This window comes from Paenibacillus segetis (assembly GCF_014639155.1).
Taxonomy (GTDB): domain Bacteria; phylum Bacillota; class Bacilli; order Paenibacillales; family Paenibacillaceae; genus Fontibacillus; species Fontibacillus segetis.
Map to the genome: position 1 here is coordinate 232,044 of NZ_BMFT01000004.1, position 15,853 is coordinate 247,896.

The following is a 15,853-nucleotide window of genomic DNA, read 5'->3' on the forward strand; positions in this document are numbered from 1 at the left end:
GTGCCCACTATTTTTTTTATTTAGGGCGACGTTTTGTCATGTTCCTAAACATAATGAGTGCGGCGGCTATCATACCCAATACACCAACACTACTAGCTGATTCAGGCGTCATCCCAAACAGAACGCATAGATTAGTAACTAAACTTCTCGTAAGCAGCGCGACTATAATTAGTAATAGCGGACGCATAAAATTGTAACCTCTCATGTCAGGAACACTCCTACCTATTTCGCAAGTTATGATCTCATCAATCTAATAGAAGCTATTATATCACAAATAGGAAACGCATACATTTCTCAATGAAGCTGTTCAATCCATTAAAATTGATGATCTATGTGTCATTGCATTAAAGGATATGATAGCTTATACTCATATACATAGATTAACGATGTATAGTAAATCTAGGTATGGAGGTGAAATGGGATGACAATTAATAAAGAACTCCTTAAAGGGAGTACGGTTATTTTGCTGCTTACGGTGTTAAATAAGAAAGAAATGTACGGCTATGAATTGATTAAAGAGATCGAACAGAGTTCGGAGGGGGTATTTTCCATGAAGGAAGGTACTTTATATCCCATTTTACACATGATGGAGGCTGAGGGATGGCTGGATGCGAATTGGAGTATGCATGATGGGCGAAAGCGCAAATATTATCGAATAACCGATAGAGGCCGGAATCAGTTAAAGGAAAAAACGAAAGAATGGGTGTTGTTTCGGACCGCAGTGGATACCGTTATTGGGGAGGGGAGCTAATGCGACCAATCGAGGACAACAAGGTAGTCCAGAACTACTTGGATAGCGTATGCAAGCATGTCCGAGCGAAACAACTACACCCAGAAATTCGTGAGGAGTTAAGTGGTCATATCGCAGAACGGATGGAGATCCTACTCCTAGAGGGGCTCCCCGAACAACTTGCCGCAGAAGAAGCTGTTTCGCAAATGGGTGCCCCGGATACGATTGGGCAGAGTCTGCATCAGGCACACAAACCCCTAATGGAATGGAGACTGTTTATTATTCTGGGGTTACTGGCGATTGTTGGACTTTTGAGTGCATTTAACGTCCAGAATTCAGAATCTTTACCCCGCTACTTTACTCATTTGTTTGAGAAAAAAGCCATTTTCACAGGTATCGGGTTAATGGGACTTGCCGGTTTATATTTCTTCGATTATCGGAAATTGAAACCATATTCCGAAGCCATATTCTTCAGTGTTCTCTGCCTTATGGCAGTTACGTTCACTACAGGCAGCGCGATCAATGGGAGTAAGGCCTTTCTTAGCATAGGATCCATGGGTATTAATACAATGGTGCTATCTTTGTTGCCACTTCTCATTGCATTGGCAGGTATGAAGCCTGCCAATCAATGGGGCCGAATTGAGAGTATGGTTCAGCTTGTATATCGCGGGATATTACCTGTTGTATTATTTAGCCTGGGTAGTTCAATGGTTTATGGTTTCATTTATTTATGCGGTTTCTTAGTACTTACATGGAGAACGAAGAAGAGCCTAAGCCAGTATTTAGTTTTTGCTTTGTTCTTTATGACATTTTTTACTTTTATGCTTGTGCGCAGTATAGATCAAATACACCATCGACTTCAGGCATTCTTCAATCCAATGGACGAAAGTAGTTCTAGTTATTATATGATCCAAATGGTAGGAGCCATTCGTTCCGCTGGATGGTCAGGGCATGGGTTTGCCTCGCAAAACGGAACTCTTCCTCATATTTACAGTGAATCCTTGTTCCCGTACTTAATCTATTGTTTTGGTTGGGGCATTGGAATATTGGTCGTTGTATTGGCCATCCTATTTCTCGCACGTCTCTGGAACATGACAGCTTCAGTCAAGGATGAATACGCCAAAAGCATAACGATTGCCTTCATTATTGTTTTTGGTTTCCGACTTCTATGGCCGATTCTAATGAGCCTTGGGATAGTTCCTATAGTTGGATTAGAATTACCCTTCATTGGTAATGGAGTAGTGACCACCTTTGATTTTGCAGCTATTGGATTCCTCCTTTCGATTTACAGATGCAAGAATATACTCCCAAGCGCATTATGTGACTAATTATGAAGAAGCAGTACATCTCTACCTTGACCATGATATGTAATTTAGTTGTCTGGACATCATTTGATGTCCTTTTTTGTTTGTTACACAAATCTAACTAGGACCCTGCAATAAATCTCCTACTCATGGTAAACAATAACAGAAGACCATGATATAGGAGGACATATCCGTATGACAAAAACAATGGATCTGATTATGTTCAGTGGAGAATATGACAAGGCGATGGCTGCGCTCATATTGGCCAATACAGCCAGGGAGATGGATGTGGAGGTGAATATGTTTTTTGCGTTCTGGGGACTATCTTTGATTCGTGACCCGGATAACATGTCAAATGATGATAAAACGCTGTATGAAAAAATGTTCTCCTTCATCTCACCTAAAGGACCTGAAGATTTACCTTTATCCAAAATGAACTGGGCAGGTGTCGGCAAAAGAGTTCTACTAGATATGATGGACGATGATCATGCACCAAGGCTGAAAGACTTTTTGAAAGGTGCACGAAAAAAACAGGTTCATTTCTATGCATGTAAATTGTCCGTGGAAGTGATGGGATTTAAGCAAGAGGAATTTCTACCTGAAGTAGAAATTGTTGAAGCGAAAGATTTTCTCAAAGGTGCGCTTGAATCGAATATACAGATGTTTATTTGATCCGCATTAACCTAATCCTTGTGCTGGGCATACATTAGGATAGCTATATAGAAAGAACTCAGTTCAATCTATATAAAAGGGATGTCGGGGGGAGAACACCATTGCTGCAAGCGAGAATTGGAAATGAGTCGTATACTGCTAGCGGATTGGAGTCGTACTTTTATCACTTCAGAAAACACGTGATCGGAATCGATCAGACCTTTATGACAGCGTATGGCAAACAGGGGATATTGTACGCCGATTGGACGGCAAGTGGCCGGCTGTTTCGGCCTATTGAGTACAAACTTACAGATCTCTATGGCCCGTTTGTTGCCAATACGCATACGGAATCGAATGTGACTGGAACGGCTATGACAACAGCCTACAAACATGCGCGTGACATCATTAAGAATCATGTGCATGCGGACGAATACGATGTGTTGCTAACCGGTGGATCGGGAATGACGGCGATGGTGAATAAGTTGCAGCGATTGCTTGGGCTAAAGGTTCCGGACAAATGGCGCAAAAAATTACAAATACCTGATGAGGAACGTCCGATCATTTTCGTGACCCATATGGAGCACCATTCGAATCAATTAACTTGGATGGAGACGATTGGTGATGTAGTCATTGTCGATCCTGACCACCATGGAATGGTAGATCCGGCGCAGCTTGAAAGACAATTGCAAGCTCATCAAAATCGCAGGCTGAAGATTGGTGCATTCACCGCATGCTCTAATGTAACAGGTGTTCACACCCCGTATCATGCACTTTCTAGAAAGATGCATCAATACGGTGGACTGTGTTTTATCGATTTCTCTGCGTCTGCTCCGTATGTCGATATCCATATGCATCCTACCGATCCACTTGAGAAGCTGGATGCGATTTATTTCTCGCCGCATAAATTTTTGGGGGGACCTGGCACAAGTGGTGTCTTAATTATGGATTCCAGACTAATCACAAGTCCTATTCCGGATCATCCCGGTGGAGGAACAGTACTGTGGAGTAACCCTTGGGGAGGTAAACGATATAACTGGGATGTGGAATCGCGTGAGGATGGCGGTACCCCAGGATTTCTACAAACCATTAAAACCGCATTATGCATTACTTTAAAGGAGAAAATGGGCACGCAGCAAATGCAGCACAGAGAGTGGGAAATGCTCGACATTCTTCTACCCAAGCTGGGTAGTATCGATGGGCTGCATGTGCTGGACGGTCATATTACCAAGCGGAAAGGCATTGTGTCTTTTTATGTGGAGAAGATCCACTTTAATCTGATAGTTCGCCTTCTTAATGATCGGTATGGCATTCAAACCCGAGGTGGTTGCTCCTGCGCGGGAACATTTGGACACTATCTATTTCATATGAATCAAACCGTGTCCCAACAAATCACCGACAAAATTGATTCAGGTGATTTATCGAATAAACCAGGCTGGGTGCGAATTTCCTTACATCCTATTATGACAAACCGTGAAATAGAGTATATCATTCAAGCAATCAGAGATATTACGGAGAACATCAAGAAATATAAGCAAGACTACATTTATCTTCCACAGCAAAATGAATTCCATCACGTAGGATCCGTGTCTAACCCACCGGTAGAGCAATGGTTCTCGTGGTAGGATCCAATTCAAGCCTTCTTCATAGCTCTTCTTCTGATCATGAAGGCGGTATATGTCATCAATGCGGGTAGAGCGATGGCAGAGCCAACAACGCCTAGGAGGAAATATACAGATTGGGCATAGCTGTCTTTATTCCCCGCATAGGCAGTTAACCCAAAACCTATAAGGGCTATTATTGCGAATATAAGGGCAATGATTCCCACAGACTTAGCAGTACGACTATATTTCTCATATGACGTATTGCGGTCGGAATAGATTGGAGCGGTGCCGGTAGGTGCGGAAAAAACATGAATTCTTGCTCCAGCAGAGCAGACGTGATTCCATCCGGCAGCTACAAAGGTTTCTACATAATCATCCATGTCAGAGGGTTGGATCGTATGGTAATCTATTTCGTAGATCAGGTCTTGTGGTTCTGCTTTACGCAGACGGTAGCCTAGAAAAGAGAACGACTCCAATTGCCAACCCTGCTGAGCCAATCTGCCTAGTTTTTGCATCTCTTTCTGCTCTGCAAATGCGGTTCCCCACGATATGATATAACGATGAGTTTTATTCTTTCTCATTTTCGTTCTCCTCCTCAGCTGATTTGATCGCCTTTAATCCTTGCTTCGCCATGCGCGTGCGCCGTTCAATTTCATTCATAACAATGTCTCTGCCCTTACTTGTGACCATGTAAGGTTTGCGTCGTTCATCGTCCGAGCTCCCCGCTTGAATATACTCATTCTTCATCATTTTCTTGATTAACGTATACAGTGTCGCCGGCCCAACGGTTACTTCCCCTTCGGTTAATTCCTCAATGTACTTCATGATCGCATATCCATGTCTAGGCACAAGTAGCGATAGCAAAATATAATATGCCGCATCCGTTAGTTGCTCTGTAATCATAGAATCATTGCGGGACAAGTCAGCACCTCCTTGTATATCCTTTGTCGATATATCCAAGTTCGATATATCCATTACCGATATAATAAAATATGGGAGTAAGTCTGTCAACTATTTATGAATCATTGTATATTCATTCATTGATATAAGACGCCCGATCCAATATAATCATGGGTAAACATGGAAACCTAGGTTGTTTTACCCTACGCAGTGGAAGCTACAATGAATTGGGAGTGAAAGGATTGCTGTTCAACACGTATGTTTTTATTTTTGCTTTCTGGCCGATTTCGGTAGGAATCTACTTTTTACTTAATCGTCTTAGGTATGTTACTGCTGCGAAACTATCATTAGTTGTTGCCTCGTTATTTTTTTACAGCTGGTGGAATATTAGCTATCTTCCTCTAATCATTGGATCGATTGGATTTAACTATATTGTAGGCAGGCTGCTGCAAGCAGCGGTACATGGCGTTCAAAAGAAAGGAATACTCCGATCTCCTAAAAGTATTCTTATTATCGGTCTTGTCGGGAATATACTTCTGCTAGGCTACTATAAGTATAGTGATTTCTTCTTGAGCAATTTATCTGATATAACGGGACATACATTCCCTTTACTTCATCTGGTATTGCCTTTAGGTATTAGCTTTTTCACATTTACGCAAATTGCTTATCTAGTTGATGCTTATCGCGGTAAGACACGTGAGTATAACCTAATGAGTTATATTCTGTTCGTTACGTTCTACCCCCATCTGATTGCTGGTCCGATCCTTCATCATAGTGAGATGATGCCCCAGTTTGATAGATTGCGGAATAAGCACTGGAATTGGAATAATGCTGCCAAGGGAGTCTGTATTTTTGTCATCGGTTTGTTTAAAAAAGTCGTTATCGCAGACACGTTTGCACAATATGCCAATGATGGTTTTCTGTCAGCCCATCAATTTATCGATACGTGGGTTGCGACATTGTCTTATACATTACAGCTATACTTTGACTTTAGTGGATACACGGATATGGCAATTGGGGCTGCACTCTTATTTAACATTGTACTGCCACAGAACTTTAACTCGCCGTACAAGGCTCTGAATATACAAGACTTTTGGCGCCGTTGGCATATGACGCTCAGTCGTTTTCTGCGAGATTACATCTATATTCCTCTGGGTGGAAATCGCCGTGGTGAATTCATTGCTATGCGGAACATCATTATCACCTTCTTAATCGGTGGATTGTGGCATGGTGCGGGTTGGACTTTCATTTTGTGGGGATTTCTACATGGTGCTGGACAAGCAGTTCATCGGATGTGGATGAAGGTTGGAAAACCGATGCCAAAGTGGTTGGCTTGGTTGATCACATTCCTATTTATTAATATAGCTTGGGTATTCTTCCGCGCAGATAATGTTCCACAAGCGTTCCGTCTTCTAAAAGGAATGGCAGGACTTAATGGATTTGATATGGGCTCGATCAAGGCACTTGCTCCAGCAGGATTGTTTATTCTCATTATTTTACCTATCGTATTATTCGCTTCTAATTCGTCTGAACGAGTTACAGCTTTCCGACCTACAAAGAAAAAAGCGCTCTTTATGGCAGCTATCTTCGTTGTGTCGTTACTTTATTTCAACCGTATTACTGAATTTCTATACTTTAATTTCTAGGTGGAAGGGAGAATGATGTTGTGCAACAGTTAACACCAGTCCCAACGCCAGAATCCTCAAAGAGTCAGGCTAATGGACGAATACATAAAGAACAACGAAAGCGCGCGACTGCCAAACAGAGTAGAACAATGCTAATTCAGTTTGCAGTTTCCGCTGTCATTTTGACCACTTTAGTTGCATTGCTTACGGTTGTTCTTGATCCACTGCAGTTTTATCATAAATCTTTTTATCCAGCGATCTATTCTAATGAAGAACGTTATCAGAACCCGGGGTTAGCTAAAAATTATGATTATGATACGATCATTATCGGAACCTCGATGACGGAGAATTTTCTTCCTTCCGTAGTGAATAAAGCCCTAGACGGCAATACACTGAAGTTGTCTGTGCGCGGGTCGACCGCTGACGAGCATCATGCGATTGCTAAGATTGCACTTAAGACGGGGAAAGTGAAAACGGTGTTATGGGGGTTAGATTATTTCTCTCTCAAATTGGATAGCAAAGAAGAAGGAGACAACCCATCCTATCTGTATGATGATATATGGTGGAATGATTATAAGTACTGGTTAAACTATTCTGTGTATCAGAATCTATTTATAGAAGCTATATTAAGACCGCTACGAGGGCTGGAGCCAAGACAACTGGAGGACCTATACAATTGGAACAATATAGTCACCTTTGGTGCGGATCAGGTTGTAGAGGATTATAAAACTTCCCGGCAAAGCGAGGCTTACTTCGGCTTAAATGAAGAACCGATTGCTAGTATTAAAAAGGTCTTTAATGAACAAATTTTAGAGCTCGTTAAGCAGTATCCCGATGTAGAATTTAATTTCTATTATCCTCCGTATAGCATTTTAAGGCAGAAAGTATGGAAGGATACCAATAACACCCGTTATCTCAATCAGCTTGAGATGAAAGAGTGGATGTTTGAGCAATTTGATCAATTGCCTAACGTCAACGTATATGATTTCCAAGAAGAATCGGAATGGACGTATAATCTTGATTTATACAAAGACTTGTCCCACCATAATCAAGATGTGAATAGCTGGATTGCTGAGGCCGTTGGACGAGAAGATGCTAAATACAAGGTGACACAAGGTAATGTTGAACAATTTACACTTCAAATGGAGAAACAGCTCACCAATATTGCGGTCACTAGTAAGAACCAAGTTGTAAATCTTGAATTTTCTTTGCGAGAGGGTGATCAGACGACCCCACTTACCTTTACAACCTTCAGCTTAGCGGAGGGGGAGCAAGATATCCTCGTCCCTGTCAAAGAAATGACAGCAGCAATAGGAGCAGAAATGGTATGGAACCAAGGAGATAAGTCGATGACCTTTAAACGTGGTGATCAGGATGTAGTATTACGTGTTGGAAGCAAGGTAGCCGAAACCTCGAACGGCTCGAAGGAGATTGCTTTTGCACCGCAGATCATCAAAGGTACAACGATGGTTCCTCTTGCGTCAGTAGCTGAACTACTCAGTTTTGAGGCGAAGATAGAGCACCCTAGCGAACACATCGTTCGAATAACATTATTACCGGTGTAAGTAACAACCTAATGTAATTGGAGGTGGTACTGTAATGATTACAGACTTATGGTATACGATTCAGGAAATTGATAGAGAAACATATGCAATTAGTGAATATGGACATTGGGAGAAAGTGCATTCATTTTTATTATTGGGTAAGGAAAAAGCGGTTCTAATTGATACCGGTCTTGGGATTGATAATATTAAACGGATTACGGATGAATTGACTGATCTACCGATTATGGTGTTCACTACGCATGTTCATACGGATCATATTGGATGCCACGGACAATTTGAAGAAATTTATGTTCATGAAGGAGATGCGGATTGGCTGATCAATGGGATTAAGGGGATGTCCATTGAACAAATAAGAAGAGATATTGGTAGAGATATTACGATACCTACGCCAGAATCATTTAATCCAAATACGTACAAGCCCTTTCAAGGAGTTCCAACTGGTTACTTACAAGATGGCGATGCAATCGATCTAGGCAACAGACAGTTAGTTATATATCATACACCTGGGCATTCTCCAGGTCATATCTCGATTTTTGACACTACCAAAGGATATTTGTTTACTGGTGATTTGCTTTATGATGACACGCCTATATATGCCTTCTATCCGTCGACTAATCCAGTTGATCTCATTAATTCGCTGGACAGAATATCGAATATACCTAATGTTACACAAGTTTATGGCTCCCATAATACCTTAGGACTCGAACCTGCTATATTACAAGAAGTGAAAATCGCAGTTAAAGAACTTAGAGAACAGGATCTCGTAAAATTCGGGACGGGAATTCATAGATATAATGGGTTTAGCGTACAGTTTTAACTGTATCATAGAAGAAATCAAGAAGAAGCCCCCGAAAGTACCTTTCGGGGGCTTCTTCTATGGTTTTCACTTAACCAATTATTAAAAGATCAGTGTCTGAATTCCATGTGGAGGACACACGGTATCAGCGAGTTGTCCGCGATAACGCAAAGCGTAAGGAATTTCATTATCGGTCCGATTCAAGACAACGACAACAATGGATCCATCCGGATTTTTGAAGGAGGTTATTTCAAGCTGATCGGTATATTTGCTTACAGCGATTCGCTTCGCACCAGGAAGGATGAATTTACTGAATTGTCCGATATAATAATACGAACTTTCATAAATGACTTCATTCTGAATCGTATCCGCAATGATTGGAGCATCACAATAATTGCCTACATGGTTGGGTCCACCTTGCTCATTCAGTACGATATTCCAGTCGGTCCAAGCGGACATCCAATTGTTCAGATTACCCATAATATCATGACCGTAACGTTCTCCAGTCTTCCAAGAATTCAGATGGACGCCACCCTCTTGGCAGCCTTCGGTAAATACCAGCGCTTTATCTGGAAAACGATCATGAACAGCAGATAGTGCTTCAAAATGGTCGCCGGAATACCAGTGGAAGCCAATCCCCCAAATATATTTAGAAGCGGCTACGTCTTCAAAAGCAACCTTAGCACGTTCGTATACTCGCTCTTTATTATGGTCCCAAATCATTATTTTTATGTGAGACAGCCCATTATCTTCAAGGGCAGGTCCTAGATAATCCCGGACGAAGTCTTTTTCCTCTTCGGCTGTATAAATACAGGAGTCCCAAATTTGTTTAGCTTTCGCTTCATTTTGCACACTAAGTCCCCAAATACGAATACCCTCAGCTTCATAAGCTTGAATATATTTAACGAAATATTGTGCCCAAGTCTCTTGAAACTCTGGTTTTAATTTGCCACCGTTGTTCATTTCTCTATTAGTCTTCATCCAAGCTGGTGGGCTCCAAGGTGAAGCAAACAACTTAAATTCATTACCAGCCATATCAGCAGCTTTACTGATCAGCGGCATAATAGCTTCACGATCTCTAGAGATATCGAAGCTTTCCAAGCTAGGATCTTCAACTTCTACATAGGTGTAATTTCCTAATGAAAAGTCGCAGCTATTGATATGAGAGCGACAGAAGGTGTATCCGATTCCAGATGCTTTATCGAAATAAGCACGAAGAATCTCCTCTTGTTTATCCTCACTTAACTTGGTGATGGTTACAGCCGAAGCCTCCGTCAATGCGCCACCAAATCCGATAATTTCCTGATATTCAATATCGTCATAGATGTTAATCAATTGATTCTCGCGCTCATCAAGATCAGGAGTGAAAGTGAGAGCTTCTTGTTCAGTGAGTCGATCCGCAGTGCCTTGAGCAGTTTGAATTACACGTACTTTGTGCATAGTCTTGATCTCAGCTCCTTCATTAATATATGGCTTAATTATAAAAAGAGCGGATGGATAATAGTAGAAACAATATATCTGTAAACATGAACAATATGATAATATCTTTTTAAAGAATAGAGGTGTTGAGGAGTGGGAAATGAGCTTGAAGTAATATTGTGCGAGTATTCCATACACAAAACTTATTTTCAAAATAACAAGAGCAGGGACAGAGAATGCTTCATTTTTCGCTTCCAGGCTGAAGGGACAAGTCAGGTCATTTTGACATCTGGGACCTATATTATGCGACCAGGGGACTTGTTATTGCTGCGCCCTGGAGACCTGTACGATTTGCGTATTGATCTTGAGACGAACACCTCAGGATTCAGTGCTGATTATTATGTGTTTTGCGATGGGAAATGGCTAGATGAATGGTGGGGACAGATGGCTCGTCCACAAATATCACGTGTATCGGATGAGAGCAGGCTAAGGGAGCTATGGCATCAATTAATATTAGAGAAACGTCGATTGGATGGCGGTTCAAGTGTGCTGAAGGTTACACTGTTGAAGGCACTTTGCTATATGATAGATCGGGCGCTGTCGGAAGTGTCGGAGCCTACCTCCATTTCTGCTTATCATGCGCTACGTATTAGGCATTATCTGGAATCAAATGCAACGAGTAGTATTGAACTAGAGCAGATTGCCAAGCATGTGGGATTGAGTGTATCAAGAACAATGGGGGTATTTAAGCAAGAGTATGGAGTTTCAATCCTGCAATATGTTCATAAGTTGCGTTTATCCTATGCATTGGACTTGATGAAATCAAGTACCATGACATTGGAACACATTGCTGAGGTTGCTGGGTTTGGTAGCTATACTTATTTTAATCGGATATTCCGTGCGAACTATACCGTCACTCCAGGGACTTACCGGAAAGGATTAAACGATTAGTTGGTAGCTCTTAACATTTAGACAAATAAGAAGAGTCACCTCGAAGGGTGCTCTTCTTATTTGTGTTGTTTCTATCATAGAAGGCTAGAATTACTACACACAGTTCGGTAATTACTTAGGCGCAACTACACTGTCATCCTGTGTAATCAATACAATTTTAGCATTAGTGATACCTGGCAATGACCGGGTCATGATTGGTGAATGGTAAGCGACAACTTTCATGCCTGCTTTCAATTCGTTATCTCCACCAAATAGGGAGATGACTTTGGTATCTTCTGTGATGTTCAGAATTACATCATTGTTAATAGATTTGTCAGAGCCAACATTTACATAGACTTGGTCTTTGGATTGATTCTCCGATGCCATAATTGTGCCTTCGACTTTAATGGAGTCGGATTCTTTAACCACGATTTTATTCGCATGGGTTTGACCTGGGAAGCTTAGGGCCATCGCTGGACCGTAGAAAGCCTCTATAGCAATATCAGCTTTCAATGCATCTGCAGTTAATGATGTACCTTCTTCGTTGACGATTTGAGTTGTTTCATCAACCGACAGGATAACATAATCTACGCCACCTTGCTCCATCGGGCTGCCGACAAGGGTAATTCTGTTATTCTCTACATTTGTAATGATACCGTCCGTACCTGGCGCCTCCTCTTGAACCGACTCTTCTACTTCAGTATTCACCACGACATAGTTTGTTGTGGATTGTGGTGGAAGACTCATTGTAACAGCAGGACCATAGAATGCTTTTACACTCATACCAACTTGGATATCACTTGCATTGATCGCCTTGCCGTTTTGGTCCAAGATTACAGCCTTGTTAGCAAAATGCAATACAATCGTATCTTCGTATGAATTGTAAATATCTTTACCTGTTACGACAATCCCATTTTCTTTCACTTCGGATACCTTGCCGTCAATTGCTGTGAAACTTTGGTCTTGAACAATAAGTGTTAGGGCAGTTCCACGTGCTGGAATACTCTTTGTAATGTTCGGGCCATAGAATGCTTTAACAACCTTTTTCTCATCGATAATTGTTTGTAAAGCTACTCTTTTGCCTTTAGAATCTATAATTTTTGTATCTTTGGTGATAGATAGAATCATCTCACTTTGATCGGTTGGAGCAAGACCACGACCAGTTACGGTAATGAATTTCCCTGTTTTATCGTTCACAAAATTTGTGATTTGGCCCATGGTACCAGGAACAACTTTAACTTGATTAAGAATGGTTCCTCCATGATTCGTTGTTGCAGGTGGTACATCCTGTGCACTTGCCGCGAGCGGCATAGCTGCCAACGTTAAAATGGATGCTGTTGCTAATACTTTATACATTTTGTTCATTTGTCATACCTCCATTATTTGTGTTGATATTGCACCTTAGTTGTTTGGAATGTTGATCTAAACCTAAGCCTAAATGGGCTTGCTTACATAGTCCTAGACGGTGAAGTCTCGAAAAATGTTGCGATTTTAATGAAGATTTTCAAATTTTCATATATTTTCTATGGCTATATGTGTATGAATTTACATTAATTTTGAAGTGATATGAGTAGGGATCCATGTTACCATGTGAACGTACCAAAAATCAGGCCGAAGCTCATATGAGCGCGGGGGAACCACCAATTGGGGTGAAGTCGCAAGTATGCGATAAGGGGATCCACCTTGACCCGAACCCGTCAGCTAACCTCGTAGGCTACAAAGGGAGAGATTTACTATATGAGAAATACAGTTAGAAATATTGTGATTACAGGAGCACTTGTATTAGCGCCTGTCTTAGCGGCTAGTCCTACTATGGCTGCTGCGCAGAATGATGCAACTCAAGCCCCTAATCAAAAAATGATCAATTTTAATACATGTGGCTCTAACTTCTATACGATACTGCAGGGAGGAGAACTGAATCAGCAAAGTTTGTCCGACCTATTGAAGAAGTTAGGTCTCGATATAAAACTTCCAACTGTTACAGTGCCTGATGCTAATGTTCCAGATAATAGTAAACCTGAATCTAGCAAACCTGAGTCTAGTAAACCAGAAACAAATAAGCCAGAGACCAATAAACCAGAAGTAAACAAACCAGAAACAAACAAACCAGAAACAAACAAACCAGAGACAAACAAACCAGAGACCAATAAACCAAGCCAACCACCTGTAAATAACGGATCAGATAATACGGATAAAGGTGACAAGGATAGTTTTGCTGCGCAAGTGGTTAATCTAGTGAATCAAGAACGTGCCAAAGCAGGACTTCAACCCTTGAAATCCGATGCTGCGCTTACTAATGTAGCCATGATCAAAGCAAAAGATATGTACAACAACAATTACTTTGACCATAATTCACCTACTTTAGGTTCTCCATTTGATCTAATGACATCACAAGGTATTCAATACCGTACTGCTGGTGAGAACATTGCCAAAGGGCAACGTACACCAGAAGAAGTGATGAATGCTTGGATGAATAGTGCTGGACACCGTCAGAACATCCTAAGTGCAAACTATACAACTATAGGTGTTGCTTACTACAATGGTGTATGGGTACAAGAATTTATTGGATAATACGAGTTTAAAGATAGAAGTCTGCAGTTAACTCTGCAGGCTTTTTTTATTACGATATAGTAGAAGCGAAATGATGATATCGTTCCCTTTCGTATAAAACTGGATATATAGAGTAAATCCTTACTCTACATGTGAAAAATCACTCAAAATGTGGTATGTTTAAGTTAAATTGCGTTAAACAGGAGCGGTTTGTCATGAGAGTTAGTATTTTCGATGTAGCCAAGAAATCGGGGCTATCGGTCGTTACGGTATCTAGAGTGCTCAATAATGCGACTTCCGTACGTGAGAAGAATAGAGAAAAAGTGTTGCAGGCCATGAAGGATTTGGATTATCGTCCGAATGCGTCTGCTCGAAGCCTAGCAAGCGGTAAAACCGGCATCATTGGGCTTATATTGAACACCTTACATGATACTGCTCTCGATGCGGTAGTTACAGAAATCAACGACTGTTTAGCGGAGCATGATTATTTCTTGGCACTTTCGATTTCGAAGGATGAAGATATGTTCTACCGTTCTATGTTTCAGGAAGATCGAGTGGACGGAGTCATCCTATTGTCACCGACAAATTCTGACGTATATATAATGGAGCTTAAGAAGCGGAAAATCCCGTTTGTTATTCTTGATAATCAGCAGCGTAATCCTTCGGTGCCTTCGGTCATCGTCAATAATTACAAAGGCGGTTACGATGCGACGAAGCATCTGATAGATCTTGGACATACTCAAATTGCACACATTAGTGGGCCTGAATCTCTCCTTAGTAGTCGAGAACGGGAGCGGGGCTTCATTGCTGCGCTCGAAGAGGCAGGACTGCAACCGTTTGGTATTGAACAAGGAACGTTTAGTATTACTTCTGGTTACCAGATTGCGAAGCGGTGGATTGATTCAGGTCAATTACCCACAGCTGTATTTGCTGCTGATGACTTCATTGCATTTGGCATCATAGATGCATTTAAGAATGAAGGTATACGTATTCCTCAAGATGTTTCGGTCGTTGGATTTGATGACCAATCTTATTCCGAAGAATTCCATCCAGCTCTAACAACGGTTCGTCAACCGGTTGAGAAAATCGGGAGACAAGGAGTGAAGATGCTACTGAAATTGATCAAGGAACCGCCTAAACGAAATGTAATTTCGGAGTTTGATCCAAAGCTGATTGTTAGAGAATCTACGGGTGCGCCTCGACGCTCCGATGAATTAAACATATAAGTATCAAATTCAATATTAAGTGGAATTAGATAAAAGAAAACAAGGCCTCTAGGGTTACTGCTTTTGTAGTAATCATGGAGGCTTTATTTTTATGAGTTAAAAATGGAGTTGCACCATAGGGGGATGTTAGAGAATATTTAGAGAATATTACCCCATAAAGTTTAATCGCTTTAATTTAATCTGATATAACAGACAGGATTTTCGACAAACATCCAAGGGTTCATTGAATGAATAAGCGGGTCGTAGAGAAGGTTGTCTAAAGACGTATTTAAAGATAAGGGAGATAATTTAAATGTTATATAAACTAACACAATAAATTAAATAAAACAAGATATAATTCAGATCGAAAAATCATATCCCTCAAATATATAACACTAAATGTTACATACATGTTATATGAACATAATGTAAACCCTTACTTTATTCTATTCGATATCTACGGTAAACTTTGTGATTAATTTTTCAAATAGGTAACATAGGGGATGAAGCGGTTACAAATGGGTTTTGAGTAGATAAATTCACTTAATTTAAAAAAGTATTGTCAAATGACACGAAT

15 protein-coding genes and 1 riboswitch are annotated in these 15,853 nt (G+C 40.9%); of the genes, 10 read left to right on the top strand and 5 right to left on the bottom strand.

What is annotated here, in order from left to right:
* Positions 1-16: 16 nt before the first annotated feature.
* Entirely contained in the window at positions 17-205 is a 189-nt protein-coding gene (locus IEW05_RS21950; RefSeq protein ID WP_188541998.1) for a hypothetical protein, read from the bottom strand.
* Between the two features lie 216 nt (positions 206-421).
* On the opposite strand from IEW05_RS21950, the gene IEW05_RS21955 reads away from it, so the two are divergent.
* From IEW05_RS21955 to IEW05_RS21970, 4 genes are all read left to right on the top strand, one after another.
* Positions 422-751, top strand: a complete 330-nt coding sequence (locus IEW05_RS21955) for a PadR family transcriptional regulator (protein ID WP_188541999.1) — start codon at positions 422-424, stop codon at positions 749-751.
* On the top strand, positions 751-2,058 hold the full coding sequence (locus tag IEW05_RS21960) for an FtsW/RodA/SpoVE family cell cycle protein (protein ID WP_188542000.1): 1,308 nt from the start codon (positions 751-753) through the stop codon (positions 2,056-2,058). Before IEW05_RS21955 ends, IEW05_RS21960 begins: the two co-directional genes overlap by 1 nt.
* 171 nt (positions 2,059-2,229) lie before the next feature.
* Positions 2,230-2,706 (top strand): DsrE/DsrF/DrsH-like family protein, encoded by a 477-nt coding sequence (locus tag IEW05_RS21965; RefSeq protein WP_188542001.1) that lies wholly within the window; start codon positions 2,230-2,232, stop codon positions 2,704-2,706.
* Between the two features lie 101 nt (positions 2,707-2,807).
* Positions 2,808-4,307 (top strand): aminotransferase class V-fold PLP-dependent enzyme, encoded by a 1,500-nt coding sequence (locus IEW05_RS21970; protein WP_188542002.1) that lies wholly within the window; start codon positions 2,808-2,810, stop codon positions 4,305-4,307.
* Between the two features lie 8 nt (positions 4,308-4,315).
* Here IEW05_RS21970 and IEW05_RS21975 read toward each other — a convergent pair whose 3' ends face one another.
* On the bottom strand, positions 4,316-4,867 hold the full coding sequence (locus IEW05_RS21975; RefSeq protein ID WP_188542003.1) for a DUF2812 domain-containing protein: 552 nt from the start codon (positions 4,865-4,867) through the stop codon (positions 4,316-4,318).
* Complete coding sequence (locus IEW05_RS21980; protein WP_188542004.1) at positions 4,854-5,207, bottom strand: PadR family transcriptional regulator; 354 nt, start codon at positions 5,205-5,207, stop codon at positions 4,854-4,856. The genes IEW05_RS21975 and IEW05_RS21980 overlap by 14 nt, the downstream gene beginning before the upstream one ends.
* A 221-nt stretch (positions 5,208-5,428) precedes the next feature.
* Here IEW05_RS21980 and IEW05_RS21985 point away from each other — a divergent pair, with 221 nt between their 5' ends.
* From IEW05_RS21985 to IEW05_RS21995, 3 genes are read left to right on the top strand one after another with little or no spacing between them, the layout of a single operon-like run.
* Positions 5,429-6,832 (top strand): MBOAT family O-acyltransferase, encoded by a 1,404-nt coding sequence (locus IEW05_RS21985; protein ID WP_229753667.1) that lies wholly within the window; start codon positions 5,429-5,431, stop codon positions 6,830-6,832.
* Between the two features lie 20 nt (positions 6,833-6,852).
* Complete coding sequence (locus tag IEW05_RS21990; protein ID WP_188542006.1) at positions 6,853-8,376, top strand: stalk domain-containing protein; 1,524 nt, start codon at positions 6,853-6,855, stop codon at positions 8,374-8,376.
* Between the two features lie 34 nt (positions 8,377-8,410).
* Positions 8,411-9,193 (top strand): MBL fold metallo-hydrolase, encoded by a 783-nt coding sequence (locus IEW05_RS21995; protein ID WP_188542007.1) that lies wholly within the window; start codon positions 8,411-8,413, stop codon positions 9,191-9,193.
* A gap of 81 nt (positions 9,194-9,274) precedes the next feature.
* Here IEW05_RS21995 and IEW05_RS22000 read toward each other — a convergent pair whose 3' ends face one another.
* On the bottom strand, positions 9,275-10,612 hold the full coding sequence (locus IEW05_RS22000) for a glycoside hydrolase family 30 protein (RefSeq protein ID WP_188542008.1): 1,338 nt from the start codon (positions 10,610-10,612) through the stop codon (positions 9,275-9,277).
* A 132-nt stretch (positions 10,613-10,744) separates the two neighbouring features.
* Between IEW05_RS22000 and IEW05_RS22005 the strand changes: the two genes are divergently transcribed.
* Positions 10,745-11,542: an AraC family transcriptional regulator gene (locus IEW05_RS22005; protein WP_188542009.1), complete on the top strand. Its 798-nt coding sequence runs from the start codon at positions 10,745-10,747 to the stop codon at positions 11,540-11,542.
* A 111-nt stretch (positions 11,543-11,653) separates the two neighbouring features.
* On the opposite strand, the gene IEW05_RS22010 is transcribed toward IEW05_RS22005, so the two are convergent.
* The gene (locus IEW05_RS22010; RefSeq protein WP_188542010.1) at positions 11,654-12,886 is read right to left on the bottom strand and encodes a peptidase; all 1,233 of its coding nucleotides are present in this window, start codon (positions 12,884-12,886) and stop codon (positions 11,654-11,656) included.
* 234 nt (positions 12,887-13,120) lie between these two features.
* Positions 13,121-13,252, top strand: a riboswitch (cyclic di-AMP (ydaO/yuaA leader).
* 6 nt (positions 13,253-13,258) lie between these two features.
* Here IEW05_RS22010 and IEW05_RS22015 point away from each other — a divergent pair.
* Together IEW05_RS22015 and IEW05_RS22020 are read left to right on the top strand one after the other, a co-directional pair.
* Positions 13,259-14,092 (top strand): CAP domain-containing protein, encoded by an 834-nt coding sequence (locus IEW05_RS22015; RefSeq protein WP_188542011.1) that lies wholly within the window; start codon positions 13,259-13,261, stop codon positions 14,090-14,092.
* 194 nt (positions 14,093-14,286) lie between these two features.
* Positions 14,287-15,297 (top strand): LacI family DNA-binding transcriptional regulator, encoded by a 1,011-nt coding sequence (locus IEW05_RS22020; RefSeq protein WP_188542012.1) that lies wholly within the window; start codon positions 14,287-14,289, stop codon positions 15,295-15,297.
* The last annotated feature ends 556 nt before the right edge of the window (positions 15,298-15,853 follow it).